The organism is Streptomyces sp. NPDC057623 (assembly GCF_042800355.1).
Lineage (GTDB): Bacteria > Actinomycetota > Actinomycetes > Streptomycetales > Streptomycetaceae > Streptomyces.
This window is the reverse complement of the sequence record NZ_JBHVGZ010000002.1, coordinates 1-26,201: the sequence shown is the minus strand read 5'-3', so window position 1 is coordinate 26,201 and position 26,201 is coordinate 1. Positions and strand designations below refer to the sequence as shown.

The window sequence follows — 26,201 nt, the reverse complement described above, 5'->3', positions numbered from 1 at the left end:
GGGGGGGTGGGGGAGGGCGGGTGGGGGGGGGGGGGGTGGGGGAAGGAGGGGGGGGGGCGGAAAGGAGGGGGGGAGGATCTCGGTAGGTGTGGCGGGTTTTCCGGTTCCCGAGAAGGGAAACCCGCTCCTCGTAGGAGGGCACCCCGTACGTCTCATGACTGAGTGTCGACGCTCACGAAATTGCCCGCCAGCAGCGCCGCCTCCCCCGCTCAATCGTTCGAGGCTTTGCGCTTTCCGCCCGGTCGTCAGCCAGGAGCATCATCATTGGTCTATGACCGTACCCAGCCTTGCCCAGCGGCTCGCCGACCACGTTCAGCATCTCCTGGGCGGTGGTCCGTTTCCCCAGGCCGGCGGTTGGAACCATATGGGTGCTGTCATCTGCGACGTCAGCTTCCAACCCCGGTGTGACTATGAAGCGACCCTCCGTCCACGGCTTCTCCGGTTGCAATTGAGCTGGCCGGATGCGGAAACAGTCCGTGGGTTCCAGGGCCGACTTGCCACGGAAGACCTCGCTGTCGCCATGAAGTTCAACCATGCAAAGAAGGTTGCGACGGCCCATGCAATCACTGACCTCCTAGCTGACCACGGGGTCGATACTCGCGAGGATCTCCACACGTGGCTCGACCAGCAGGCCAATCGCACCGCCCTGCGCACTGTGAAGGGGGTAGGGCCGAAGAGCATCGACTACATCGGCAACCTTGTCGGCCGTTCGCAGATCGCCGTCGACGTACATCTGCGCACCTTTGCTGCGGATGCCGGTGTTCCGGATCTCCGTTACGAAGAGCTGCGCGAAGTGTACGAGGAGGCCGCCACACTTCTCGGGCAGAACAGAGGTGGACTGGAGCATGCCGTTTGGCAGTACAAGTCGGGGGCTGCGTAGTCACCACTTCTACAGCCCCGCCCACAGCATCGAACTGCATTCTCGGTCGAACGTACAGGCGGGGAAGGTGAGGCTGCGGATGGGGCATTACGTGAAGTTCCAGAGGCTGAGGAATTTCCTGGTGTGACACCGTTGGCGGCTGGAGCAATGTGGGGCAATATCTGGTCGAGCCCTGGGCGTGCGTGCGCGAATGGAGTCTCGCTTCTCTTCGCGCCTTCGAGGCCATTCGCTCAATGAGGTCGAACACGCACCCGCGATCATCAACTGTGTCGGCTTGGCAGGCGGAGAGCTTGCTCGGGACGCCAATGTCCACCGATCCGCGGTCAGCATGTGACTGTGACAAACCCGGGCGTCTCAGAGTTCTTCTCGAGGATACAGGGGTGCCACCCGATCTACTGTGCATACACCCTGCCGGCGACACCCTCGCGCTTGACGGCAGCGCGATCGATAGTCAAAAGGACCCTCAATGCGATCCCGAAACGGCCCAGGCCATGGTCAACCGGTGCGCTGAGATCGAACCTGCATTGGCGACGGCACAAGTCATCGCCCATCGAGTGGGAACCCGGCCGACCCGCGACGAAGTCCGAGTTGAGGCAGAACACCGCGGGAACGAGCTCAAGGTGTTCCACGACTACGGTCACGGCAGCAGCGGCGTCACTCTGTCATAGGGCTGCGCTGACGAAATCGCCGCATTGGTGGCCACAACGACGGACCCGTAAGAGTGGCTCACCCTTACGACGGGAGAGTATTTCAGGCGGCTGCCCATCGGGCTTGACCGTCGCGGCTTCTCAGGGTCTCGATACGATACGACAGCTGCTGGGCGGCAGCGGCATCTCCGTGGTCGGCACGCCGAATATAGGAACCGAGCGTGTGCAGGTCTCGGATCTCACAGAGAACTCGGAGGCCGGGCCACCGCCTGATGTCATATCCGTACTGGGAGCTGAATTCGTCGAGCTCTTCGGTGGTACGCCCGAAGCGGGCACCTTGAAATGTATTGGCCAGATCGATCTCACGAGGCCCATAAGCGGCTTCGTCCCAGTCGCCGAGCCGGACGCCCTGATGCCCCCAAAGGGTATTGCCCGGATATGCGTCGCCATGAATATGTCCATGACCTAGCGGGAAGTCCAGACGCTCGTATTCGTCCAGAAGCGCATCTCTCCGTGCAGTCAGCCAGGCTCGTTGGTCTGAACTCAGGTATGTGCTGGAGTCCACAGTTCCCTTGAATGCGGCAAGGGGTAGATACGGCGGAAGGGGCATCGGGGGTGACGGCAGGCTGTGGAGGTCGCGGAGCAGTTGGCCCAGTCGGCCCACGGGGGGTGCACCGTCGCCTGGTTGCGGATAGTGGCGCCAGAACGTCACAACGTACGGGTCGTACGCCACCGGTTGTGGAACGGTGAAAGGTTCTGTCGCGGGAAAGTCGTTTGTGACGAGCCAGCGAGTCAGCGAGACAGCCGTTTCGAGCGGCTTCTGCAGGGAGGCAGGGCTTACACGTACGACCACGTCCTGTGCGGCGAGCAGGAATACAGAGGTGGCATGTTGGTGGAGCTGGGTGAGGGACTCGTCTGTCAGGCCGGACGCCCGGGAGGCCATGCGGGCGGCTACCTCAGGTGAGACCGTGATGGTCATGGAGTGAGGGCCTTCGTTCGGGTGTCGATCGCCTGGTATCCGCGAGTTGCGTCGGCGAGTTCACGGGCGATCGGGCTGCGTGCGAAGCGTGGTTCCTCCAGCAGCCTAGTCACTGCGTGCATGGCGTCGCCGAGCTGCCGGATCCGCCGGTCCGCGGGGAGTTCAAGGAGGGGCTGGAGTTGTTCGCCAGCTCCTTCGATTTCTCCCGCCGTGAGGCGTGCTGTGACGATGTCCAGGCGGGCCAGGGCTTCGTCACCGTATGAGCGGTGCTCCTCGGGGCCGTTCTCGTACAGGTCGACAGCCGCGGCAGCATGGTGTTCGGCCTGATGATGTTCTCCGAGGAGAGCGAAGGTTCCGCCGATGTAGTACTCCTGCTTCGCCAAGGGGAACGTAAGGAGACCTCCAAACCGGGTGAGCGCATCAGGAGCCGCGCGCTGTTCTCGGGCGCGTTGGAGTTCCGTAAGTGCGGTCATGGCCGTGCTGCGGTCACCGATGCGTGCCGCCGCTCTGGCTTCGATCGCCGCGATTCGGATGCGGGTCTCCCCCGCGGGCGCCAGTTGGATCGCCTGACGGGTGTAGTCGAGGGCCGTCTGTCGTCGATTGGACCATTCGGCAATGAGCGCGGCTGTCCCTTTGACCCAGGCGCGCAGGTCATTGTGGTCAGCCTGCTCGGCGAACGTCCAGGCTGTTTGGAGTTGGGCGATTGCGGCGTCTTCGTCGCCGAGGTTCTGCGACGCGTGCGCGAGCAGGAGGCAGCTTGTGCCGGCGAGGAGGAACAGCTCGCGCGTCTGACTCGGCGGTTGGCGGCCGAGCAGCAGGTCGAAGAGTTGATCTCGCGTCGAGACGAGGTCGGTGAAGATCCGGTGCAACGGAGCGTGGACATAGTCGCCGGCGATCTGAGTGAGCATGGACTCAATCGCCTCAAGTTCGACGTCGCTCACATTGGTCTTGGTGACCTCGTCCGTGAAGTGCAGCGATTGCACAGCGGCCTGCGCGGCCAGCTCGTCGAGGTCCCGAGGTGTGTGCGTGGCCGTTCGGGCATGATGGCGGGGCGGGCTGGGGTAGGCGGTCGGGGTCAGTGGAGTGGGCGCCGCGGGCTCGCGGAAGGGTGGGGCTAGCAAGGCATCTGGTGTTCCGATGCCCTGGAGGAACCGTGCGGCCTTGTCAAGGTTCGTTAAGCGTCGGCTGCCGGCTTCGAGCATCGACAGGAAGCCCTGGCTGAGTCCGGTCAGGGACGCCATGTCGTCCTGCCGGAGCCCCGCCCTTTCGCGGATGAGGCGGCTGGCGAGGCCGAAGTCCCAGCTGGCTATGGCAGTTTGGATGCCCGGGTCAAGCCAGACCTCGTCTGGGACGCAGGGAGCGGTATGGCCCTGTCGGCGCATGTCTCGGGAGCAGGCCGCGCATCGGTCTTCCAGGTTGTACTGGCTCAGTCGGCATCCGCAGCCAGCGCATGTGCGAGCGTTCTTCCCCATCGCAGGCCCCGTTCCTCGTCTGCGCAGGCCAGAGTACGTGTGAGGGCTGTCGAGCCCGTATCACTCGGGTGATACGGGCAGCACCGAGGACGCTACAAGGCGGTGACTGCTGTGATCGTGTCCAGGAGCCGGGTGACGTGTTCGAGGCTTTCGAGTACGGCATTGGCTCCGGCCGACCGTAGTTCGTCGGCGGAGGTCTTGCCGGAGGCGACTCCGATGACGGGAACGCCACCTTCGATGCCTGTGCGGACGTCTTCGAGGGAGTCGCCGATGATGACGGTGTTCGCGTGGTGGAAGGTCGTTCCGTACGTGGCCTGGGCTCGTTGCTGAGCCACGCCGACGAGGGCTGGGCGGTGGTCGTTGTCGGAGGAGTACCCGCCGATCTCGGTGTCCAGGAACCTGGTGAGGTCGAACGCTTCGAGCTTCAGCAGTGCGTTGGGCTTGAGGTTGCCTGTGACGACGGTCGGAAGGTAGTCCGGTTGCGCGTGCACGGCTTTGAGGGCGGCTACGGCGCCGGGCAGGAGAATGCCTTGCTCCCGCAGGTCGCTGGTGTGGGCGGCGAGGTGCTGTGGCAGGAGTTCGACCATGCGCGGTAGCAGTCGGGGGATCTCCGTCTCAGGGACATTGTTGTCCAGGAGCAAGGAGTGGATCGCCCGGGGCATGGTGACGCCGGTGCCCCGAGCCGGAAGGTGTTCTGCGGGTCGGCCGACGATCTCGGCGAAGGTCTCTCTGTAGACCTGCCGGTCGATGTCACCGACGTACAGCAGAGTTCGGTCGATGTCCCACAGCACGAGAACCCGCTTGGCGTCGGTCAAGTCCCGCTCCTAGTTGCCGCCATTGCGGCTCGTCGCTCCAGTACGCCTTGAGCGTACGGGCTGTGGGCGACGGGGTGGAGTTGCTGGATCATGCTCGTGACGTGGTTGTCGAAGCGGGCCGACTGCAGTTTCTCGGCAAGGTCGAGGACCTCGTGGGCTGTCGCGCATCCGGCTTCGAGATCGCCCTGCTCGATGTGAGCGGTCGCGGCGCGTGAAAGGAACAGGCCCCTGGTTCGGTGGTCCGTGGGGTTGAGCGCTTCGCGAGCCTTGGTGAAGCTGGCGGCGGCGCTGCCTGGGTCGCCAAGATCAAGGGAGGCGCTGCCGGCCTGTCCGTGGATCTCACCCTCGTTGATCCAGTAAAGCCAGTGCGGGTCGTGCTCGGAGCGGCCTTGAGCGCAGAGTTCCGCGGCTCGCCCGAGGGCTGCGAGGGCCGCTTGGCGTTCGCCGAGTTTGGCGTGTCCGCGAGCCTGCCGGGTCAGGAGCATCGCTTCGAGTGCGGGCGTGCCGAGGTTCTTGATCTTGTCTCGGGCTCGCTGTGCCGCGGAGACGGCGTGGTGTGGGGCTCCGGTGGAGTATCCGTGGATGGCTATGTAGGAGAGGGCTCCGGCGCCGAGCCGTACGTCGTGTGAGGCTTTCGCGGCGCGCAGGGCGGCGTAGAGGTAACTGAGCGGGCGGTCGCGATCGTGGTCACGTCTGCCGGAGTCGAAGACGAACCATCCGGTCTGCGTGGCGGTGTCAGCGATGATCCCCGCGAGGCGCCGTCCTGTCGCCTCGTCGTACGACGTTTCCTCCATGAGGTGCTTGAGGAACCGCAGGTGCTGATCCCCGAGGCTTTGCAGGGTGCCGCTGCCGTCGCTGGCGTCCATAGTCCGCAGGCTGTCGGTGGTGTGCTGGAGCGAGTCGAGAAGGTCATGGGTGAGCTGGCTTCCTTCCGCAGCTCGGCGGAGAGGTTCGGCTTCAGCGGTGTCCCACGCGTTCACGAACGCGGTGAGCGCAACGCCGCTTGTAGTGAGGAATCGTCGACGGTCCATCGCGCTACCTCCTACCGCAGTCTCCAGTGCTGCCACCATACGGGCCGCTGTCCAGGGCAGGGTGGGATCAGCGTCGCCGGCGAACGGAGCTGGCGGCTCTTGGACCGTCGGGATGGGGGTGTGCGGGAGCGACAGTGGCGCCAGGGCCGCGGGCACGCCGAGGCCGGTGAGGAACTCGACGATTTTGTCGATGTTGGTGAGGCGGCGCCCTCCTGACTCCAGCATGGACAGGAATGCCTGGCTCAGGCCAGTGAGTTGGGCCATGTCTTCTTGGCGGAGAGCTCCACGCAGCCGGATCAGGCGGCTCACTTGGCCGAAGTCCCATGCGGCGAGCGCGCTCCGCACATCTGGGTCAAACCAGACGTGCTCTGGGACAATGGGGGTGTTGTTCTCCCATGTTCGTGAGCGAGCGCAAGCGGCGCAGAGGGTGTCCGTGTTGTACTGGCTCAGGGAGCAGCCGCATCGATCGCATCGTCGCTGCGCCTGCTGAAGCATTTTTCCTCCCCTGAGCGAGCGCGTACACCTCACCGGCTCGTAGCGGAACCGGAATCACCTCAGTGATATCACCTGCGGAATGTGCGTAATCGCCTTTCAGCGAACAGTCTTTGGGATCAGTCAGCGTCCTCGTGACAGAAGTTGCGTGGACGGACACCCAGTCAGTGCGTTCTGACGTACGGGAGATCCCGGTGATTGCCTCTCCACGCCTGGTTCAGGCCGACCTTGATCCGTTCGCCGCTCAGCATCCAGCTGCACGCATCGTGCCGGGGCACGGCGCGACACGATCTGCTGGCCTGCCCTACCTGCCGGAGTCAACGTTGACGGCCCGCAGGCACACTGAGCTGCCATGGTGTTTTCAGTTCGCCGGGCGCCCGAAGCCGCTTGCCGGCGCAGTGGACGTTGTGGAGGCCGGGCTGGCGGTCGGGCTGCGGGCGATCGAGCGTGTACGTGAGTGGGGGCTTCCGGCCGGCCCGGTTCTGTGCTGTGTCAAGCACTCCTTGATGCATATCCCCGTTGAACCGGACACCGTCTACCGCTGGCAGGCTCCGCAGACCGTGTGCCGGACAGGTGTCTGGGAGTGCTCGACGGACAAGCCGTGGTCTCCGTACTCCACCTGCCTGGGGGTCTGGCTACTTCCTCCTGATGGGGAGCAGGAGTACACCGACAGCGCCGCCCTGCTTCATGGACTCTCCGTGACGCGGTCCGCAGTAGCGCACAGCCACGGGGCGCCGTATGGCAGTTAGCATCTCGGCCGTCGTCCTTCTGGCCATCGTCACGTTCTTGCTGATCAAGAAGGGCGGGCTGAACGCGGGGCACGCCGTGGTGTGCATCCTGTTCGGTTTCTACCTCGCCAGCTCCTCGATCGCGCCGACGATCTCGCGGGCCGTAGCGAGCGTCGCCCAGATGATCGGCGAGATCAAGTTCTAGCCGGGCCGCCAACGACGAGTGCAACCACGCTGGGTATCTCGCCTGGCCATTCGTCGAAGGCCGTTAGCCGACATCCCTTTCACGTGACCGCTGCTCCCACGAGCTGGCGCCACCCCTTCCATCTCTGTGAGAGAACTGATGAGTTATGAGATAGCCGTCGCGGTGTCCTTGGGGCTGGCCGCCGTGGTCGCCGCTGGGGTGGCCGCCTATTTCGCACGGCTGTCCCGCGGGCAACGCCGCTTGGCTGCCCATTGGCAGGAGCAGGCCACGGCGCGGGACCAGGCCCTGCGCAGTCTTGTCGCCCACGGTCTGAGCTCTGTCGCATCCTCTGTACAGAAGCCGCAGCCGGCAGTGGCGGAGTTCGAGGTTCCCGACTGCCTGGCGGGTTCCGATTTCGTGGCCGGTCTGCGGGTGCTCGGCGAAGAGTACGTCGCCGATCTGCAGCGCGTGCACACCGAGACCGCGCTCGCGACGAGGCGCCAGGTCGAGCACGAGGCCCGCGAGGCCGCCCAGGCTGCCGTCAAGTCCTTCGCCACTGCGATGGTGAGCGTGGGCATCGATGTGAGTGGCGAGATCTCCCAGGCACTCCGTCGCCATCACGACGACGCCGTCTTCGCGACCCTGTCCAGGATCGATCACGGCGTCCAGCAGATGCTCCACCAGGCGCAGTCGTACGTCGTCCTGGCCGGAGGACTGCTGGGGCAGAAGTGGCCGGCCAGCACCTTGACCGACGTCGTGGGTGCGGCGCAGGGCGCGATCCGCGACTACGCGCGCGTGCAGCAGTTCGCCTGCGACAGGGCCGTCATCAGCCGCATGGTCGGCCCGGTCAAGCTCATCCTGAGCCACCTGCTGGACAACGCCGCCCGCTATTCACCACCGCAGACATACGTGGAGGTGAGCGCCCAGTCCGGCCACCATGGCGTGACGCTCCTCATTGACGATGCCGGCAAGCGCATGAGCGATGAGCAGCTGCAGCGGGCGCAGCAGATCTTGGACGGCCGCCGGCCGAGCGACATTTTGGCCATGGATGCCTATCCGAAGGCCGGCTTTCCCGTGATCGCTCTCCTTGCCCGCCGGTACGGCATCGAGGTCGCCCTGTCCGGCCCCAACCGCTATCACGGCATGCGGGCATCGGTGTTCATTCCCGATTCCCTGCTCACCAGCCTGCAGGCGGAGACGGCAGCACCCCAGCCGACGGCCGTGGAGGCGAGCCCCGTACGCGTGGCGACGGAGAGCGGGCTGCCGACCCGCAGCCGCCGCGTCCCCGGCGGCAGGCAGCGGCCGGCCGTGAAGGGCCGCGCGAGTACGGAGCCGGGGCGTGCCGAGGTGATCGGCCTCTGGGCGCAGAGCAGCAGGAGCAGCCGGGAGGCGGCTGCGCAGACACAGGAAGCGAGGTCTTCGGACTCATGACAGCGCAGGTGAACGGGGCCGGCAACAAGCTCGGCTGGATGCTCGACGACGTGGCGAATCTGCCCGAGGTCAGGTTCGTCGTCCTGTTGACGGCAGACGGGCTTTGCATCGCGTTTTCGGAGTCGGTGGAGCGGGACGCGGCGGAGAGGGTTGCCGCCTCGGCCAGCGGGTTCCACTCGCTCGGTGTGGCGATGGCCCCGGACTGCGGCGGAGGGAGCAACGGTCTGCGTCAGGTGGTGGGCGAGTTCGACGACGGGTTCCTCTTCGTCAAGACGGCCGGCCCCAACACGCTGCTGGCCGTCTCCACCACCGCACTCGTGGACGCCCAGGTTGTCACGTACCGGATGAACGGGCTGACCGAGCGCCTCGGTGGAGAACTGACCAGTCCGGTGCGGCACCAGGACGGCGAAGGCGGCGCCAGGCCATGAGCGGGCCGCGGCGCGATCCGGACATGATCCGGGCCTACGTCAGAACCGGAGGGCGCTCGTCCCCGTCCCGCGACGACCTGGATCTGACGTCCCCGGTGCGCGCCGCGGACCGCCCCCTGCAGGGCCTCGATGCCGAGTCCGTCCGCGTGATGCGCCTGTGCAGCGGTCCGCTGTCGGTCGCCGAGATCGCCGCATACCTGGACCTTCCTCCGACCGTGGCGCTCATCGTCGTCTCCGCCCTCCTCGACACAGGCCACCTCGACACCCCCGTACGGGTTGCTCCTGACGCCCCGGACCTCGCACTTGTGAAGGACGTACTCGATGGACTCCGTGCTCTCCTCTGAGGGCGTCTACCTGCCCACCACGGTGACCCGGACGGTGAAGATCCTCGTCGGTGGCCACTTCGGGGCCGGGAAGACGACCTTGGTCGGCAGCGTCTCGGAGATCAAGCCTCTGCGCACTGAGGAGCCGATCACGCAGGCCAGTTCCGGCATCGATGACCTCAGGGGCCTGCCCGGCAAGACCGAGACGACGGTCGCCTTCGACTTCGGCCGCCGCACCCTCACCCCCCAGCTCGCGCTGTACCTGTTCGGCACTCCTGGCCAGACACGGTTCACTCCCTTCTTCGAACACCTCTTCCGCGGGGCTCTCGGTGCGCTGGTCCTGGTCGACACCCGCCGACTGGAAGACGCGGACGAGGTTCTGGGCCTGTTCGAGGAAGCGGGCTTGCCGTTCGCCGTGGCCGTGAACGAGTTCGAGGGTGCTCCCCGCTACTCCCTTCACGAAATCCGGCGGGCCCTCGACCTTGAGGACGACGTCGTGCTCACGACCTGCGATGCGCGCGAGGAGGTCTCCTCGATTGACGCGCTGATCGACCTCGTCAACTACCTCTACCGATCCCGCCGACTGGAGCACCTGCAGTGAACACGCCGACACCGTCACCCCCTGGCCACGGTCCTGTCCAGGCCGAACAGGACCGTTTCCCGATATACACGCCCGAGTTCGCGGCCGACCCGTACGCCGCCTACGCGCACATGCGGCTCCTGCACGGCTCGCTGGCGCCGGTACTCCTTCACCCAGGGGTACCCGCCACCTTGGTGATCGGCTATCACACCGCGGTCCGGATCCTCCACGCCCCCGAGCAGTTCCCGGCCGATCCCCGTATATGGCAGCAGACAGTGCCCGCCGGCTGCCCTGTCCTGCCGATGCTGGAGCACCGGCCCAACGCGCTGCGCAGCGCCGACGAGGCCCACGCCCGCTACCGGGCCCCGAACGTCGATGCCATCGACAACATCCACCAGCACGCCCTGCAGTCAACGGTGCAGAACATCGCCCTGCCTCTGATCAACCAGATCTGCGGCGCGGGCCGGGCCGACCTGCTCACGCAGTACGCGCACCCTCTGGCCTTCCAGGGCCTCAACGCGATCCTCGGCTGCCCGCCCAAGATCGGGCAGCGCGTCGCCGCAGGGATGGCCGCCATCTTCGAAGGCGTGAACGCCGAGGAGGGCAACGCCATGCTCGGCCAGGCGCTGGCCGAGCTCGTCGCCCTCAAACGCCACCACCCGGGCATGGACATCACCACCGACCTGCTGATGCACCCGGTCGGCCTCAACGACGTGGAGATGCTGCATCAGCTCGTCACCCTCTACGGCGCCGGCATCGAGCCGCTGACGAACCTGATCGTCAACACCCTTCGGCTGATGCTCAGCGACGAGCGGTACTCCGGCGACCTCCTGCGCGGCAGCCTCAGCGTCCGCGACGCCCTGGACGAACTGCTCTTCGTCGATCCGCCCCTGGCCAACTTCTGCGTCTCCTACCCGCCGGCCCCAGTCGAGGTGGACGGCGTGCTGCTGCCCGCTCACCAGCCGGTCGTCATCAGCATGGCCGCCTGCAACAACGATCCCGCCATCGTCTCCGCCTACTTCTCGGGCAACCGCTCGCACCTGACCTGGAGCGCCGGCCCTCACGCCTGCCCCGCCCAGTCTCTGGCCTACCTGATCGCCCAGGTGGCCATCGAGCAACTGGTCGACGCCCTGCCCGAGATGGAACTGGCCATACCCGTCGAGAAGCTCACCTACCGTCCCGGTCCCTTCCACCGTTCACTGAAAGACCTGCCCGTGAAGTTCCGCCCGACCCCGCCTCTCGCGCTGGCCTAAGGAGCCGTTCATGGACCGCACCGCGCCCGCCCTGCCCCTCGTTCTCGACCCGACCGGCCGCGCCCGCCTGGCCGAGGAAACCGCCCTTCACGCCGCCGGGCCCGCAACGCTGGTAGACATCCTCGGCGTCACCGCCTGGTCGGTCAGCGACCCGTCCACCCTCAAGGACCTCCTCAACGACCCCCGGGTGTCCAAGGACCCCCGCCAGCACTGGCCAGCGTTCATCAACGGCGAGGTCACCGAGAAATGGCCGCTGGCCCTGTGGGTCGGCGTCGACAACATGTTCACCGCCGCCGGAGACAACCACCGACGGCTACGGCGTCTGGTCAGCAAGGCATTCACCGCGCGCCGCACGAACGAGATGGTGCCGCGCATCGAGCAACTCACCACCCACCTCATCGACAAGATGGCCCAGACGCCGCCCGGCGAGACCGTCGACCTGCGCGAGGCCCTGGCGTTCCCGCTGCCCATCCAGGTCATCGGCGACCTCATGGGCCTGCCCGAAGAGTCCTCGCCCCGGTTCCGGCACGTGGTCGACGGCGTCTTCGACACCACGCTGACCACCCAGGAAGCCGCCGACAACACCATGGCCCTGTACGGCATCCTCACCGAACTGGTCACAGCAAAGAGGACCACGCCCGGCGAGGACCTGACATCCGCGCTCATCAACATCCGTGACGACGAGGGCGACGGCTCCGTCCTCGACGAGAAGGAACTCCTCGACACCCTGCTCCTGGTCATCAGCGCCGGCTACGAAACCACCGTCACCCTGCTCGACCAAGCCGTCACCGCACTGCTCACCCACCCCGACCAGCTCGCCCACGTCCACGCCGGGCGCGCGTCGTGGGACGACGTGATCGAAGAATCCCTCCGATATGCCGCGCCCATCAGCCACCTGCCCCTGCGCTACGCCGTCGAAGACATCGACCTCCCGGACGGGATCGTGATCCGCCAGGGCGAGGCGATCCTCGCCTCGTACGGGGCCGCCGGCCGACATCCCCATCTGCACGGCGCCACCGCGACAACGTTCGATGTCACCCGCCAGGACAAGCAGCACTTCTCCTTCGGACACGGCGCCCATTTCTGCCTCGGGGCGCCCCTGGCCCGCGCCGAAGCACGGGCCGCGCTTCCCGCGCTCTTCGACCGCTTCCCGGACATGACCCTCGCCGTACGCGCCGAGGAGCTCGAACCGGTCCCAAGCCTCCTCGTCAACGGACACCGCACCCTGCCCGTCCATCTCCAGCCCAGGGCTGACACCAGGTGAGACCGAGCCGCCGCCGGACCTGATCGGCTAACAGCGCCCGATACCGAACCGCCCAGCACGCACCCCCTGCCCAGAACCGGGCCTCCTTAAGTCGCACCAACCCACACATGACCACCAAGAGTGCCCAACTGATCGCCAGACGTGACCTGTTGGGTGGCTCCCCCCTTTGGAAGGGCGCATCGACGTGACCGACCTGCCCCTCGTGCTCCACTCGTTAACGGAGCCGGTGGCCGCCGCCTACGCAGCGGCGGGCCGTCCCCGATCCGGGGGCCAGCAGTGATACGCCTCGTGTATCACCCGGCCGGTCACGACGAGGACCTGCGCGTCGCCCTGGTCGAACTGCGGGCAGGCCGGTGGAAAGCCGCCGCGGAGCTCCTGCGGCGCACAGGCCCGCGCTGGGCGCTGCGGACGTCGCGCACGCAGATTCTGGCCGTGGCGGCGGCCCGGTCGGATGTGATCGGTGCCTGGCGCGCGGAGGAGCCTCGCAGTTACGACGCGCAGCTGATGAGTGCCCGGGTTGCTGTCGAGCGGGCGCTGCGCGCGCACCGGAAGCAGCACCCGCAGACTCCTGAGCTGGAGACCAGTGCTCGACATGAGGTATGGCTGGCAGCTCACCGCGCGCCGCACGATCCGGTGCCGTGGGTGTGTCTTCTGGCGTTGGCGCAGATCGACACGCGGCAAATGCTTCCCGAGCATCGCCTGGAGCCCTCCGAGCCGATGCTGCCGCACGGTCCGTGGGGACTGCTCGACCAGGTCAACCAGCGCGACCCGTACAACCGCGAGGCATACCACCGGGTACTGCAATTCCTCCTCGCCCGAGACTTTCGCCCGGCACCTTCCTTGGCGGAGGTGGTCGACTACGGGCAGTGGGCGGTGGCGCGGCACCCTGTCGGATCACCCCTGCTACTCCTGCCCGCGTATGTGCAGGTCGAGCAGAGGCGTCGATCACGCGCCGACCTGCTGTGGCGGCAGCAATGGGATCGGGAGACTTCCCTCGACCAAACGCTGACCGCCTTTCACGACTGGTTCTGCAAGACAGAAGCCCGGGAGCGTTCGGTCGCGGATCTGAATCTTCTCGCCTTCACCTTGTGGGCGGGCTTCCGGTACGTCGAAGCCGCCGAGGTGTTCGAAGCGATGGGCCCGTACGCGGCCCGTGAGCCGTGGGCATCGGTCCGCGACGGGAACTGCGCACCGGACCCCGGCGAGGCACTGCTTCAGCGGGCTCGCGGCGAGTCCCTCTCCTACGCCCGTAGGCAGCGTGCCGGACCGCAACCGTGACCAGCACCGGCCGCCCACCCATCCGGGCTGGCACCGACCAGTCCCGCCTCATCCGTATGTGAACCTTGGAGGTTGTTTCCCCGTGTCCTCTTCGAGTCCAAGCCACCGCGCCAGGCCCCGCAAGGCCGATGACGCCTATCTGAAGGAGCTCGGCTACGAGCCCGTGCTGACCCGGCGTATGGGCGGCTTTGGGAACTTCGCGATCAGCTTCAGCGTCATCAGCGTTCTGTCGGGCTGCATGACGTTATACGGGTTCGGGCTGAACACCGGAGGCCCGTCCGTGATGCTGTGGGGCTGGCTGGTGGTCGGCGCCATGGTGATGTTCATCGGGGCAGCGCTGGCAGAGGTGACCTCCGCCTATCCGACCTCCGGTGCCCTGTACTACCAGGCGGAGCAGCTCGGCGGGCGCAAGTGGGGCTGGTACACGGGCTGGCTGAACCTGCTGGGCTTGCTCGGCGCGATCGCCGGCATCGACTACGGGGCCGCGCTGTTCACGGGCGCATTTCTCAACCTGCAGTGGGGCTTCGAGCCGACGCCCGGAAAGATCATGGTGATCTTTCTGTGCATCCTCGCCCTGCACCTCGCGCTGAACCTGTTCGGGGTCCGGCTGGTCAGCATCCTCAACAGCATCAGCGTCTGGTGGCACCTGGGCGGCGTCACCGTGATCGTCGGCGCGCTCGCCATCGTGCCGTCCCACCACCAGTCCGCCGACTTCGTGTTCGGCGAGTTCGTCAACAACACCGGCTGGACCAGCCCCCTGTACGTCGCGGTGCTCGGCCTGCTGCTGGCGCAGTACACGTTCTGCGGCTATGACGCCTCCGCGCACCTGTCGGAGGAGACGAAGGACGCCCAGATCTCCGCGTCCCGCGGGATCATCCACGCGATCGGCTGGTCGTGGCTGGCCGGGTTCGTCCTGCTGGCCGGTCTCACCTTCGCCATCCAGGACTACACCGGCACCGTGAACACGGCGACCGGGGTGCCGCCGGCGCAGATCTTCCTCGACGCCCTCGGTGTTGCGGGGGCAAAGGCGCTGCTGCTGGTCGTGATCGTCGCCCAGCTGTGCTGCGGCAACGCCGAGACCGCCGCGGCCAGCCGGATGGTTTTCGCGTTCTCGCGCGACGGGGCGCTGCCGGGCTCGCACCTGTGGCGGCAGGTGGACCACCGCACCGGCACCCCGCGCATGGCCGTGCTGCTGTCCGTCGTGTGCGCGGCCGTGCTGGCCCTGCCGAGCCTCTACAGCCCCGTCGCGTATGCGGCGATCACCAGCATCAACGTGGTTGGGATCACGCCGGCGTACGCGATACCGATCTTCCTGCGGGTCAAGAACCGCCACCGGTTCAGGCCCGGCCCGTGGAACCTCGGCAGCTGGGGCGTGATCGTCGGCGTGATCGCGGTCATCTGGGTGGCGTTCGTGACCGTGCTGTTCTGCCTGCCGCAGACCCGCCCCGACGGCGCCTGGGTCTCCGTGGACACGTTCAACTACGCGCCCATCGCGCTGCTCGCCGTACTCGCGCTGGCCTGGGCGTGGTGGCAGAAGCAGGGCACCTCCTACACGGTGCCGGCCCAGAGTTTCGACCGCTCGGCGAGCACGTACGAAGACGAGGTCGTGTAATGACGACGGCCGCAACGGACAACGCCCGCACGGCCCGCTTAGCCACCATGCCCCCTCCCGGTCCGGGTGAGCGCGGTGAGAAGCGGGGCTCTCTCCCCGAGCTGCGCAATCTCGTCAAGGCGGGCACGGTCGACACGGTGCTGCTTGCTCTGCCCGATCTGCAGGGCCGGATGAAAGGCAAGCGGTACGACGCGGGCCACTTCCTCAAGCGCGTCGCCCACCAAGGCGCGGAGGTGTGCGCCTACACCCTCGCGACCGACGTCGAGATGAACCCGGTCGACGGGTTCGCGCTGACCTCGTGGGAGACCGGCTACCAGGACCTGTCCGTCCAGCCGGATCTGTCCACGATGAGCTTGGTGCCGTGGATGCCGCGCACCGCCGTCGTCCTCGGCGACGCCGTGCACCACGACGGCACCCCCATCGAGATCGCACCCCGTCAGATCCTTCACCAGCAGCTGACCCGGCTGGCCCGCCACGGCCTGCACGCCAAGGCAGGGATCGAAACGGAATTCGTCCTCTACCAGGGCACCTACGCGCAAGCCGAGCAGGCCGGCTATCAGGGACTGCGGCCGGTGACGGCCGAGAACCTCGACTACGCCCTCGACCACGATCCAGTCTCCGACCGGTTCCTGCGCCGACTGCAGCGCGCGCTCGCCGGCGCCGGCATGCCCGTGGAGGCAATCAAGACCGAGGCCGGCCCCGGCCAGATCGAGGTCACCTTCCCCTACGGCCAGGCCCTCACCGCATGCGACCGCCACCTGCTGTTCAAACACGCCGTACGCACCCTGGGCACGCGCGCCCGCCTGACCCCCACCTTCATGGCCGCCCCCGAGACCGGCCGGGCCAACGGCCTGCACCTGCACGTATCCCTGTGGTCGAACGGCATCAACCGGCTGAACGTCCCCGACAGCGACCACGAGCTGTCCCCGACCGGACGGCATGCCATCGCCGGCCTGCTCGCCGGCCTGCCGGACCTGGGCCCGTTCTACGCGCCGAACCTCAACTCCTACAAGCGGTTCACGCCCGGCTCATTCGCACCGACCCTGTTCACCTGGGGCCACGACAACCGCACCTGCGCCGTCCGTGTCGTCGGCCGCGGCGAAAGCCTCCATCTGGAGATCCGCGTGCCTGGCGCGGACGCCAACCCGTACCTGGCGATGGCTGCCGTAGTGGCGGCCATCGACTACGGCATCGAGCACCAGATCCCCCTCAGCCCCGCGCAGACCGGCAACACCTACCGCGAGACCGGCACCCCCGTGCCGCCCACCCTCACCCACGCCCTGACCGCCTTCCAGGACAGCCCATCGGCACGCCACGCGTTCGGCGCCGAAGTCGTCGAACACTACGCCCACCTCGCCCGCCTGGAACTCGACCACCACCGGCTCCTGGTCACGGACACCGAACGGCAACGGTGGCTGGCCCATGCCTGACCGCCCGCGTATGACCAGCTCAGGCCGCACTGTCAGTGGCTTCCGGCACACTGCCCACCCCCAGAAGAACACCCAGAGCACCCGCTACGTCACCTTCTGCGACAAGGCGGGGTGGCTCGGCCAGCGAAAGGGCGCACCGACGTGAGCGACATGCCCAGCGCACTCCACCACCTCATGGGATCGGTGACCGGGACCTACACCGTGGTGGCGGAACATCCACGGCCCGGCGGCATCCGGCCGTCGGTCTGGGAGATCCAGGGGCCAGGCGGCGAACGGTGGTTCGCCAAGCAGCACGCCGGCCCGAAGCTGCACCAGCGCGAGGTGCACGCCTACCGCAAGTGGACGGCCTCCCTCGGAGCCGACCGCGCACCCGAACTGGTCGCCTCCGACACCGAGACGTGCACCCTCGTGGTCACCGCGGCGCCCGGGCGCAGCCTGGATTCATTGCGTCTGCCGGCCGAGCAGGAACTCAAGGCGTACGAGCAGGCCGGAGAGCTGCTGGCTCTGCATCATGGTGCGGCGGCGGACGTACCGGCCGTGGACGGGGCCGAGGCTGCGTGGGACAAGACGGTCGCCGGTCGACTGCAGCACGCTGCGCAGTTCGTGCTCGCTACCGATATCGCGATGGTGCGCAGGCTCGTAGCCGAGGCTCCGCCGCCTCTACCTCAAGTGGCGGGGCACGGCGACTACATGCCCAAGAACTGGCTGTGGCACGAGTCTGAGCAGCGGTTGCGGGTCATCGACTTCGAGCGGGCCGAACTCCAGCCCGCCGCACGCCGGGACTTCTCCCGTCTGCGCTACCGCCTCCTCCTGCACCAGCCGAACCGGAATACTGCCTTCCATCACGGGTACGGCCGCCAGCTCAGCGAGGCGGAACTGACGGCGTGCCGAGCATACGGCGCGCTGGACGCACTGGACTCACTGGCGTGGGGGATCAAGCACCGCGACCTCGGCCTGGTCGACGAAGCCCACACCATGCTGGAGAACCTCCGGCGGGAGAATCACCACCGCGTGTGGGGTGGGTGGCGGTCATGAGCACTTTCGCCGGAACCGCCTCCTACTACCGACGCTTCCGCCCCGGAATTCCACACGAACTGGCCCGCCTGCTCGACCAGTCGGCCCCCGAAGCCTCGCCGCGACGGCTGCTGGACCTCGGCACCGGACCCGGAACCGTCGTCCACGCTCTCCTTCCCCACTTCGACGACGTCTTCGCGATCGACGCGGACCAGGCGATGCTCACCGAGGCGGATGGCCTGCTCCGCCCCACGCTCCCTCCCACGCACCGGCTGCAGATCCGGCACGTCCTCGCCGAAGATTTCATGCCTCCGGACGGGTGGCACCCGCACCTCGTGACCTGCGGACGTGTCTTCCACTGGCTCGACCAGCCCCGTCTCCTCGAACGGCTCGATGAATACGTTGCCCCCGCAGGCACCGTCGCCGTCTTCAGCGACCGCAGCCTGTGGACCTCCAGCAGCACCTGGCAACAGGCAGCGCGCGGCGTCGTGAAGGAGTTCCTCGGTGAGGAGCGGCGCGCGGGTGACGGACCGTTCAGCCCGCCCGGCCCGCCGTACGAGGAGGTACTGCACCGTTCCCCGTTCTCGGACGTGACCAGCGCCGTCATCCCTGTGCACCGTGCCTGGACGATCACCCAGGTCATCGGCTACCTGTACTCGACCTCGTTCGCGGCGCCGCACCTGTTCGGCGACGACCGCCGCACTTTCGAGCGGCGCCTCACCGAGACTCTTGTCCCGCTCACGGACGAGGGAGTGCTCCTGGAGGACAACGCCTTCACCGTGCTCACCGCGCGCCGCCCTTCACAATCCGAGGACCGGTCATGGACATGAGCGATGCAGACCGCGACGCGGCGCTGATGGCTGACGTGCTGGAGGACCGGTACGGGCTCGTTGCCGAGGTGGTCGAGCCGGTCCACATGGGCACGGACACGATCAACCGACGTGTCCTGACCGAGGACGGACTGCGGCTGTACGTCAAGGAGTACCGGGCCACGGCAGATATTGCTGCCGCAGGAACCGCGTGGGACATGGCGGAGTACTGCCGTGCCGGCAGGATTCCTGTCCCTCGCGTGTGGCAGGACGTGGACGGTGATTTCGTCACGATCGCGGAGGGCTGCGCCTGGGCGGTGACCGACGAGGCGCCCGGTCATGTGTCCACTACGGCGATGACCGGAGCCCTCGCGGAACACATTGGCGTCGTGATGGGACGTATGCACCGGATCCTGGCTGCCTACCCCATGCCTGACCAGGTGCAGCACGCCCGCTGGCGAACCGCCACCGTGCACGACGGGGCCGCGAAATGCGACAGCGTCTTGGCCTCGGCGCTTGGACAAGGGCACGACCGACTCGGCCAGCTGCGACTCGACCTCGACCAGCGGCGAGAGGATCTCCACGAACATACGCACCGTCTGCGGGAACAGCTGCCGCACGAGCTGGTGGAACAGGCCCTGCACGCGGACCTGACCCGAACCAACCTGATCGTCCTCGCCGATTCCGTGACCGGCGTCATCGATTTCCGTGGCGCCCGCGCCATGCCGGCCTGGGAGCTGGGCCGGGCCGCGTTCGACCCGCGCACCGTCGCCAACAGCCCGCAGTGGATGTCGCGCGCGCTGGCGATGGCCCGCGCCTATATCAGCGAGAACCCGGGCCTTCCCTTGGCGGAAGTGCGGGCATGTGCCCGGATCGCGCTCCTGTACATGCTGTTCAGCTTCTACGGCGCCACCACCAGCGAATACGGCCTGCCTGCGGCGGCCGAGGCCGACCTGAAGCAGCACTGGCGGGAACGGCAAACCACGATCCGCCTCCTGCTGCACCACCTCGACGAACTCGATGACGCGTTCTCCGGCCTCCCAGCAGGCGGAGACCACGCGTGACGGACACCGCCGCCTCAGCCAGCACGCGAGCAGTTGCCCCACCCGGAACCCGCTCCCAAGGAGACGACTTGGACCACACAGCGACCGCCCCGCCCTGCCCGCCCGCGGCAACCGGCGGCCACGCCGTGCCCCCAGTCCGCGACGCGGCGCCGGAGAAGGGACTCCGCCGATGACGCAGCCTAAGCCCGAGGCCCCTTCCGCACCCCAGACGGAACAGCCGGATGAACAGCTGAAGTTCGCCGCCCAGGGCGACCGTCGCATCGAGGTCGGCAACGCAATCACCACGCGTTCCATGGCACGCCGCCTGCCCCAACTCATGCGGCGCTCCCTGACCCTCGGCTGGCAGGTGGACCGCAACTCAGTGATCGCCTTGCTCACCTGCGCGGTCGTCTCCGGGGTATTGGAGGCATTCGGCCTGATCGCCACCACGGGCGTGATCAAACCCGTGATCACCTCCGGTGAATTCACCTCGGCACAACTCAGCGCAGCCGCATTCCCGTTGACGGTTGTGGTCGCAGCCATCGGATTGCGAGCCCTGCTCGGCATCGCCAGCACCGCGCTGTCGGCGCGGCTCGCCCCCAAGATCTCCCGCGAAGCCGAACTCAAGCTGCTGGACGCAGCGACACGCGCGGAGCTGGCCGCGTACGACAACCCGGGGTACAACGACCGCTGGGACGCCGCCGACCGCGGGGTGGACGTCTCCCGCGAACTGCTCACACAGTGCCAGTACATCCTCGCCGCGTCCGCCTCGCTGATCGCAGCCTTCTGCGCCCTGACGGCCGTGCATCCGATCCTGCTGCCCCTGCTCATCCTCGCCGCGATCCCGAAGGGCCTGGCCAGCGTACGGGCAGCACGCCTCACCTACATCGCCTCACGGACCACCGCGAAAGACCGCCGCCTGCTGGGCATGCTCCGCTGGTACCTGGTCGACAAGCAGACCGCGGACCAGATCCGGTCCGGCACGATGGCCAACTTCCTGATCAGCAGATACCGTGCCACCGGCCAGCAGATCGACAAGACCACTGACCAGGCCACGCTGCGCAGCGCCAAGATCTCGCTGATCGGGGGCGCCGCGGGAGGCTTCGCCAGCGCCGTGGTCTGGGCATCCCTCGCCGCGCTCGTGGCCAGCGGCCACATCTCCGTCGCCGCCCTGGGCACCGCGTTCCTCGCCCTGACCCGAGTCAGCACCAGCCTCGACGGGATCGTCGGCTACGGAGCCCAGCTCTTCCGCACCGGCATGTACTTGGACGACTGGGCCGACTTCATCGACGAAGCCGGCGGTCACCGCATCAACCGCGGCACCGAGATCCCCACCGGGCCCGTGGCCGTACGCGCGAACAACATCACCTTCCAGTACCCGAACGCCGACCGTCCCGCCCTCGACGGCGTATCCGTCGAGGTCCGCCGCGGGGAGATCCTGGCACTGGTGGGTGAAAACGGCTCGGGCAAGACCACGCTCAGCAAACTCCTGTCGACCCTGTACCTTCCCGATCACGGCGCGATCACCTGGGACGGCACCGACACCAGGAACATCGACGCGCACGCCGCCTGGTCACGGGTCGCCGTCGTTCCACAGAACTTCGCCTGCTGGCCACTCTCGGCCCGGGAGAACATCAGTCTGGGCCAGCCCGCCCCCGAAGGGGACGACGCCGTCCTCGCCGCCGCTCGGGCGGCGGGCGCCGACGAAGTCATCGACGAACTGCGCAGCGGACTGGACACCCTTCTCGCCAAGGAGTGGTGGGGCGGACAGGAACTGTCCGGCGGGCAGTGGCAGCGCATCGCGATCGCTCGCGCCTTCCACCGGCCGGCAAGTCTGCTCGTCCTCGACGAACCGACCGCCGCGCTCGACCCCCGAGCCGAGCATCGCATCTTCGCCGGGCTGCGCCATCACGCCGCCGACCGCGCGGTCGTCCTCGTGACCCACCGGCTCACAAATGTGGCCGTCGCCGACCGCATCGTGGTCCTCAACAAGGGCCACGTAGTCCAGCACGGCAGCTTCGCGGAACTGCTGGCAGACCAGGCCGGCCTGTTCCGTGAACTGTGGGACCTGCAGAACGAACGCACAGGTCACATCCCTGCCCCCACATCACCCACCGACGCAGCGGCGCCCAACCAGCACGCCCTGTTCTAACTCCTCACAGGCCCGAGAGGAGCAATGACGCATCCCGCTACACCAGTCGAGGCCGTCGATGTCTTCAAGGACTTCCCGATGGGCCCCAACCGGCCCTTTGCAGCACGGGTGTTGGAGGCGCTGACCTCGGCTATCCCGGATTGGAAGGACCACCACTCATGAATACTCATCGCGTGACGGCTGCCGCACTGATCACTCTGGCCGGCACGAGCATCGCCCATGCCATCCGCAGTGAGCGCCGGCACCGCGACCGGACCGTCCTGGCGACTGCCCGCCTCCACCAGCAGCTGCTCACCGCTGAAGTCGCACGCCCGGGTCTGCGCGCTGTGTGGGGGAGCCTGGCGCCGCTCGACCCAGCCGAGCGCCGCCTGCATCTGCACCGCAACGCCTGGGTCGGCGCATGGGAAGCGGCGTACCGCGCCGGCGCCCTCAGCGCTGACGGTGTGGCGTGCGCGGCGCGGGCCCTTTTCGCCACGCCTGAAGGATTGCAGTGGTGGGCCCGTGTCCGTGAAGACCGAGCACGGACCGCCGCAGACGACAAGCGTGCCCGCCACTTCCACACCCTGATGGACACCGCCTACCAGGACGAGACCGGAACGGTGCTGCCCTCCCCCGCAGCGACACGCTCCGTTGACCAAGCCTCGTGCCTGTGACCAGGGCGGCAACCAGTCCAGTCACGTCAGCCGTCCAGGACCGGCACGGACGCCTCACTGCCTGACCCGGCTAAGCGGTGTCGTGCACAGGCCCCGCGCGATGACCAGCAAGTCGTCCACCTCGGGCTGCGGGTCCTTCACGCCAACGCCTTCCTCTGACCAACCCCCCAACCAGGCAAGGAGCCTTCCCCGTGGCCTACACCACGCCCGACGAGTGGGACGCACACTACGCGGACGGCCGGACATTCCGGCACCTCACTGACGCCGAGCGGCATCTGCTCGCCGAGCATGTCCCAGCTCCCAACGGGGGCCTCGCTCTGGACGTCGGCTGCGGACTCGGGGAACTAGCCCGGTACCTCGCCGACAGCGGCTACACGGTCGACGCCATCGACTACGCCCCCGCCGCCCTCACCCAGGCCCAAGCCCACACCACCGACAGCTCGACGGTCACCTACCTGCTGTGCGACATCGAACGGGACGGCCCGAGCAGCCTGCCCCATCCCGCATACGACCTGATCACCTTCCGCCTGAGCTGGGCCTTCATCCACGACCGCACACGCGTGATGAACCGCCTGCGCGAACGCCTGCGCCCGGGCGGCACCCTCTGCGTCATCACGCCCGTCACCTCCCGGGTGCCGGACAGCAAGCGGGACATCGCCCTCGACGACGAGGAGATCGACCTGCTGCGCGCGGGCTGGGCCGTCACCGAACGCCTCGACGCCGACGGACTCGCGTTCATCGTCCTGCGCGACCCCGCCCCCGCACAGGCCGGGTGGTGCTCCGGTGAGGGACGGCCCTTGCCGCACGCCCTGACCGGAGCGGGCGTCGTCGTCACCGACCCCGAAGGACGGATCCTGCTGGGCTGGTCAGCACGGCGAAAAGTCTGGGAGCTGCCCGGCGGCAAGAACGACCCCGGCGAAGGCTTCGACACCGCGGGCGTGCGGGAGCTCCAGGAGGAAACCGGGCTGACGGCCGACCCCGCGGGCGTGCGGCTGCTGGCCCTGCTGATGGACTCCAACCTCGGCATCCCGCACGTCACGGCCGCCGTCCGCGTCACCGCCTACAGCGGCGAACCGACGGTCACCGAACCGGACTTGATCCGCCGCTGGGAGTGGATGGAGCCCGCCGACCTTCCCCAGCTTGCCCAGCCGCTGTTCACCCCGAGCGCGCACGTCATCGACACGGTCTGGCCCGGCCTGCTCACCAGCCTGCCGCCTGTCCACCGCTACCCCGTCGCCCCCGCCGGGATCCGCGAGCCCGCTCAGCACTCGACCGAAGCGGCCAAATTGCAGGAGGCGATGGTCCGCCAGCTGATCGCGGACGGCTACCTGGACGCCGCAAGCCCGGTCGAGGCCGCCATCCGCAACGTTCCCCGCCACCGGTTCCTTCCAGGCATCGCCCTCGCGGACGCCTACGACCCCATGCAGGCGCCCGTCACCAAGCGCGCCCCCAGCGGACAGGCGACCAGCAGCGTCTCCGCACCCTGGCTGCAAGCCGTCATGCTCCGCGACGCCGACCTCCTCCCGGGCGACACGGTGATCGAGGTCGGCTCCGGCGGCTACAACGCCGCACTCGCCCAGGAACTCGTCGGCCCGCACGGCACCGTGATCAGCATCGACATCGACCCCTTCGTCACCGACCGCGCACAACGCTTCCTCGACGACACCGGCTACCACCACGTCCGCGTCCGCCTAGGCGACGGCGAACAAGCCCCAGCCCAACTCGCCAAGCCCGCAAGCGTGAACGCCCTCATCGTCACCGTCGAAGCCCGTGACATCCCGCCCGCCTGGATCAACTGCCTTGCCGAGGGCGGCCGACTTGTGGTCCCGCTGCGCATCCACGGCTACACGTGGTCCATCCCGTTCACCAAACGCGACGGCATCCTGACCGCGGACAGCTACACCGTCTGCGGGTTCGTCCCCCTCCAGGGCCCCGGCCGCCGCCCAGACCACACCGTCCGGCTGCGCGGCGGCGAGATCAGCGTACGGTTCACCGACGGCACCCCCACCGACACCAGCCTCCTGGAAGCCGCCCTCGGCATGCCCCGCACCGAACGCTGGACGGGGGTCACCATCCCCGGCAACACACCCTTCGACATGCTCATGCTGTGGCTGGCCACCCACGTCGACAACGGGTTCGCCCGCCTCGCCGTCGACGCCGACCTCGACACCGGCGTCCTCAAGCGCCCTGGCGGCTGGGACGCCGCCACCCTCGTCCGGGACGGCTCCCTCGCCCACCTCGTGACCCGCAAACTCCTCCCCGACGCATCCGGCACCAGCCTCTGGGAATTCGGCATCCACGCCCACGGCCCGCACGCCGACGCCCTCGCCGACACCATGGCCGGACTGGTCACCGCATGGGACGCAACCGCCCGCGACGCCCGCCCGCACCTGACCGTGCACCCCGCTGCCAACACCAACGCGGAACTGCGCGAGGGCCACGTCCTGGACAAGCCGTACACCCGGCTCGTCTTCACCTGGAACACCGGCACGCCCTGACCGCAGCCACGGCAGAGTCAGGACCGTCTCTGCCACTCGCCCCTGTCTGCCAGCGCCGCGCTGACACCAGCCGGGTTTCGGCGCCCCGGACGCCGCCCGGATCCGCATACCGACCGGAGACATCGCACAGTGAAGCCGGAAGACTTCAACACCGAGGCGTGGAGCACGTACGGACGCCACCACATCGAGCGTGCCACACCGCTGGCTGAGGTGGAGCGGATCGACTGGGGGCCCGGAGGTACCGGGCCGGGCGACGAGATCCTCGGCGGCCTCCAGGGCCGACGTGTGCTAGATCTGGGCTGCGGGACCGGTCGGCATGCAGCCCACCTTGTCCGCAACCACGACGCGCTGGTGGACGCCGTCGACTCCTCGCCCACCCAGATCGAGCGCGCCCGCGCCCGGTACGAGCAGGTGCCCGGGCTCAGGCTGGTGCTCGCGGATGCCGTCGCACACCTGCACACGGCCACGCCGTACGACGTGATCTACTCCGTTCACGCCATCCCCTACATCGACCCGTACCGGCTGCTGCCCGCCCTGGCAGCAGCGCTCAAACCTGGTGGCAGGCTGTACTTCACCGCCCTGCACACCAACTCCCGCGGCGACGGCCCCTCCACCGCCGTAGCCCCGAGGCCCGAGACACTGCGGCTGGCCGGCGGCCGGGAACTGACCGTTCAGATGTGGGTGCTCACCCCAGAGCTGTGGGAGGACCTCCTCGTCCAGCAAGGACTGCGGGTCGAGACCATCACCACCCTGGACGCCCCGGAGGAAGGCAATCACGCCTCCTACCGGCTGTTCGGGATCCGCCGCCCCGCCCGCATCCGCTCCCGCCCCCGCACCACACAGCCACCCGTGGCACGCGCCGCCCTCAACGTCAGCGTCATCCTGGACGGCCCGCACGGTGTGCTGCTGGGCCGACACCGCCTGGGCACCACCGAACTGCCCAGCGCAGCCGTGGAGCCCCGCGGATCCTTGCGCGAGGCGGCCGTGCGTGCGCTCGCTAAGGAAACCGGGCTGACCGCCCGGCCGGCCGACGTACGGCTCCTTGGCACGCTCCTCGACCACGTCGGTGACGTCGTCCGCATCACCGTGCCCGCCGTCGTCACCAACTGGTGTCAACGGCCATTTGTTTGCCCCGGTGGCGGCCAGATGTTCCATGCACTCATGGCCGACTCGGCGTCCCCAGTGGCGGCCAGATATCTCCCCGC

Annotated in this window: 24 protein-coding genes; 20 read left to right on the top strand and 4 right to left on the bottom strand. The window is 67.8% G+C overall.

What is annotated here, in order from left to right; all coding sequences use genetic code 11:
• Positions 1-271 precede the first annotated feature (271 nt).
• Both ACFU95_RS02315 and ACFU95_RS02310 read left to right on the top strand, forming a co-directional pair.
• The gene (locus ACFU95_RS02315) at positions 272-880 is read left to right on the top strand and encodes a hypothetical protein (RefSeq protein WP_383820519.1); all 609 of its coding nucleotides are present in this window, start codon (positions 272-274) and stop codon (positions 878-880) included.
• A 233-nt stretch (positions 881-1,113) separates the two neighbouring features.
• Complete coding sequence (locus ACFU95_RS02310) at positions 1,114-1,548, top strand: FAD-dependent oxidoreductase (RefSeq protein ID WP_383821391.1); 435 nt, start codon at positions 1,114-1,116, stop codon at positions 1,546-1,548.
• Positions 1,549-1,630: 82 nt separating this feature from the next.
• Here the strand turns inward: ACFU95_RS02310 and ACFU95_RS02305 are convergent, their stop codons facing one another.
• The 4 genes from ACFU95_RS02305 to ACFU95_RS02290 all read right to left on the bottom strand — a co-directional run bounded on the left by ACFU95_RS02305 (position 1,631) and on the right by ACFU95_RS02290 (position 6,319).
• On the bottom strand, positions 1,631-2,506 hold the full coding sequence (locus tag ACFU95_RS02305; RefSeq protein WP_383820516.1) for a phosphotransferase: 876 nt from the start codon (positions 2,504-2,506) through the stop codon (positions 1,631-1,633).
• Entirely contained in the window at positions 2,503-3,747 is a 1,245-nt protein-coding gene (locus tag ACFU95_RS02300; RefSeq protein ID WP_383820513.1) for an XRE family transcriptional regulator, read from the bottom strand. The genes ACFU95_RS02305 and ACFU95_RS02300 overlap by 4 nt, the downstream gene beginning before the upstream one ends.
• Before the next feature lie 323 nt (positions 3,748-4,070).
• Positions 4,071-4,793 (bottom strand): HAD family hydrolase, encoded by a 723-nt coding sequence (locus ACFU95_RS02295; RefSeq protein ID WP_383820511.1) that lies wholly within the window; start codon positions 4,791-4,793, stop codon positions 4,071-4,073.
• Positions 4,790-6,319, bottom strand: coding sequence for a helix-turn-helix domain-containing protein (locus tag ACFU95_RS02290; RefSeq protein ID WP_383820508.1), 1,530 nt, complete (start codon positions 6,317-6,319; stop codon positions 4,790-4,792). The genes ACFU95_RS02295 and ACFU95_RS02290 overlap by 4 nt, the downstream gene beginning before the upstream one ends.
• Positions 6,320-7,054: 735 nt before the next feature.
• On the opposite strand from ACFU95_RS02290, the gene ACFU95_RS02285 reads away from it, so the two are divergent.
• The 18 genes from ACFU95_RS02285 to ACFU95_RS02200 form a co-directional block, all read left to right on the top strand.
• On the top strand, positions 7,055-7,249 hold the full coding sequence (locus tag ACFU95_RS02285) for a hypothetical protein (protein WP_383820505.1): 195 nt from the start codon (positions 7,055-7,057) through the stop codon (positions 7,247-7,249).
• A 126-nt stretch (positions 7,250-7,375) separates the two neighbouring features.
• The gene (locus ACFU95_RS02280) at positions 7,376-8,659 is read left to right on the top strand and encodes a sensor histidine kinase (RefSeq protein WP_383820502.1); all 1,284 of its coding nucleotides are present in this window, start codon (positions 7,376-7,378) and stop codon (positions 8,657-8,659) included.
• Positions 8,656-9,087 (top strand): roadblock/LC7 domain-containing protein, encoded by a 432-nt coding sequence (locus ACFU95_RS02275; protein ID WP_383820499.1) that lies wholly within the window; start codon positions 8,656-8,658, stop codon positions 9,085-9,087. Before ACFU95_RS02280 ends, ACFU95_RS02275 begins: the two co-directional genes overlap by 4 nt.
• Positions 9,084-9,431: a DUF742 domain-containing protein gene (locus ACFU95_RS02270; protein ID WP_383820497.1), complete on the top strand. Its 348-nt coding sequence runs from the start codon at positions 9,084-9,086 to the stop codon at positions 9,429-9,431. The genes ACFU95_RS02275 and ACFU95_RS02270 overlap by 4 nt, the downstream gene beginning before the upstream one ends.
• A complete protein-coding gene (locus ACFU95_RS02265) occupies positions 9,409-10,011 on the top strand; it encodes an ATP/GTP-binding protein (protein ID WP_383820494.1) in 603 nt (200 codons plus the stop codon). The genes ACFU95_RS02270 and ACFU95_RS02265 overlap by 23 nt, the downstream gene beginning before the upstream one ends.
• A complete protein-coding gene (locus ACFU95_RS02260; RefSeq protein WP_383820491.1) occupies positions 10,008-11,243 on the top strand; it encodes a cytochrome P450 in 1,236 nt (411 codons plus the stop codon). The genes ACFU95_RS02265 and ACFU95_RS02260 overlap by 4 nt, the downstream gene beginning before the upstream one ends.
• A 10-nt stretch (positions 11,244-11,253) precedes the next feature.
• Positions 11,254-12,507 carry a cytochrome P450 gene (locus ACFU95_RS02255; protein ID WP_383820486.1) on the top strand — a complete coding sequence of 418 codons (1,254 nt, stop codon included), beginning with the start codon at positions 11,254-11,256 and terminating at the stop codon, positions 12,505-12,507.
• A gap of 276 nt (positions 12,508-12,783) precedes the next feature.
• Positions 12,784-13,785, top strand: a complete 1,002-nt coding sequence (locus tag ACFU95_RS02250; RefSeq protein ID WP_383820484.1) for a hypothetical protein — start codon at positions 12,784-12,786, stop codon at positions 13,783-13,785.
• An 82-nt stretch (positions 13,786-13,867) separates the two neighbouring features.
• On the top strand, positions 13,868-15,397 hold the full coding sequence (locus ACFU95_RS02245) for an amino acid permease (protein ID WP_383820482.1): 1,530 nt from the start codon (positions 13,868-13,870) through the stop codon (positions 15,395-15,397).
• Positions 15,397-16,827 carry a glutamine synthetase family protein gene (locus ACFU95_RS02240; protein WP_383820479.1) on the top strand — a complete coding sequence of 477 codons (1,431 nt, stop codon included), beginning with the start codon at positions 15,397-15,399 and terminating at the stop codon, positions 16,825-16,827. Before ACFU95_RS02245 ends, ACFU95_RS02240 begins: the two co-directional genes overlap by 1 nt.
• Positions 16,828-16,837: 10 nt before the next feature.
• Positions 16,838-16,972 (top strand): hypothetical protein, encoded by a 135-nt coding sequence (locus ACFU95_RS02235; protein ID WP_383820476.1) that lies wholly within the window; start codon positions 16,838-16,840, stop codon positions 16,970-16,972.
• Positions 16,973-16,977: 5 nt separating this feature from the next.
• On the top strand, positions 16,978-17,862 hold the full coding sequence (locus ACFU95_RS02230) for an aminoglycoside phosphotransferase family protein (protein ID WP_383821388.1): 885 nt from the start codon (positions 16,978-16,980) through the stop codon (positions 17,860-17,862).
• Positions 17,859-18,671 carry a class I SAM-dependent methyltransferase gene (locus tag ACFU95_RS02225; RefSeq protein ID WP_383820473.1) on the top strand — a complete coding sequence of 271 codons (813 nt, stop codon included), beginning with the start codon at positions 17,859-17,861 and terminating at the stop codon, positions 18,669-18,671. The genes ACFU95_RS02230 and ACFU95_RS02225 overlap by 4 nt, the downstream gene beginning before the upstream one ends.
• The gene (locus tag ACFU95_RS02220; RefSeq protein WP_383820470.1) at positions 18,668-19,714 is read left to right on the top strand and encodes a phosphotransferase enzyme family protein; all 1,047 of its coding nucleotides are present in this window, start codon (positions 18,668-18,670) and stop codon (positions 19,712-19,714) included. Before ACFU95_RS02225 ends, ACFU95_RS02220 begins: the two co-directional genes overlap by 4 nt.
• 169 nt (positions 19,715-19,883) lie before the next feature.
• A complete protein-coding gene (locus tag ACFU95_RS02215; protein ID WP_383820467.1) occupies positions 19,884-21,845 on the top strand; it encodes an ABC transporter ATP-binding protein in 1,962 nt (653 codons plus the stop codon).
• A gap of 158 nt (positions 21,846-22,003) precedes the next feature.
• Positions 22,004-22,498, top strand: coding sequence for a DUF6082 family protein (locus ACFU95_RS02210; RefSeq protein WP_383820465.1), 495 nt, complete (start codon positions 22,004-22,006; stop codon positions 22,496-22,498).
• 191 nt (positions 22,499-22,689) lie between these two features.
• A complete protein-coding gene (fxlM, locus tag ACFU95_RS02205; protein WP_383820463.1) occupies positions 22,690-24,996 on the top strand; it encodes a methyltransferase, FxLD system in 2,307 nt (768 codons plus the stop codon).
• Positions 24,997-25,125: 129 nt separating this feature from the next.
• The coding region (locus ACFU95_RS02200) for a methyltransferase domain-containing protein (protein WP_383820461.1) at positions 25,126-26,201 on the top strand (1,076 nt) is incomplete at its 3' end.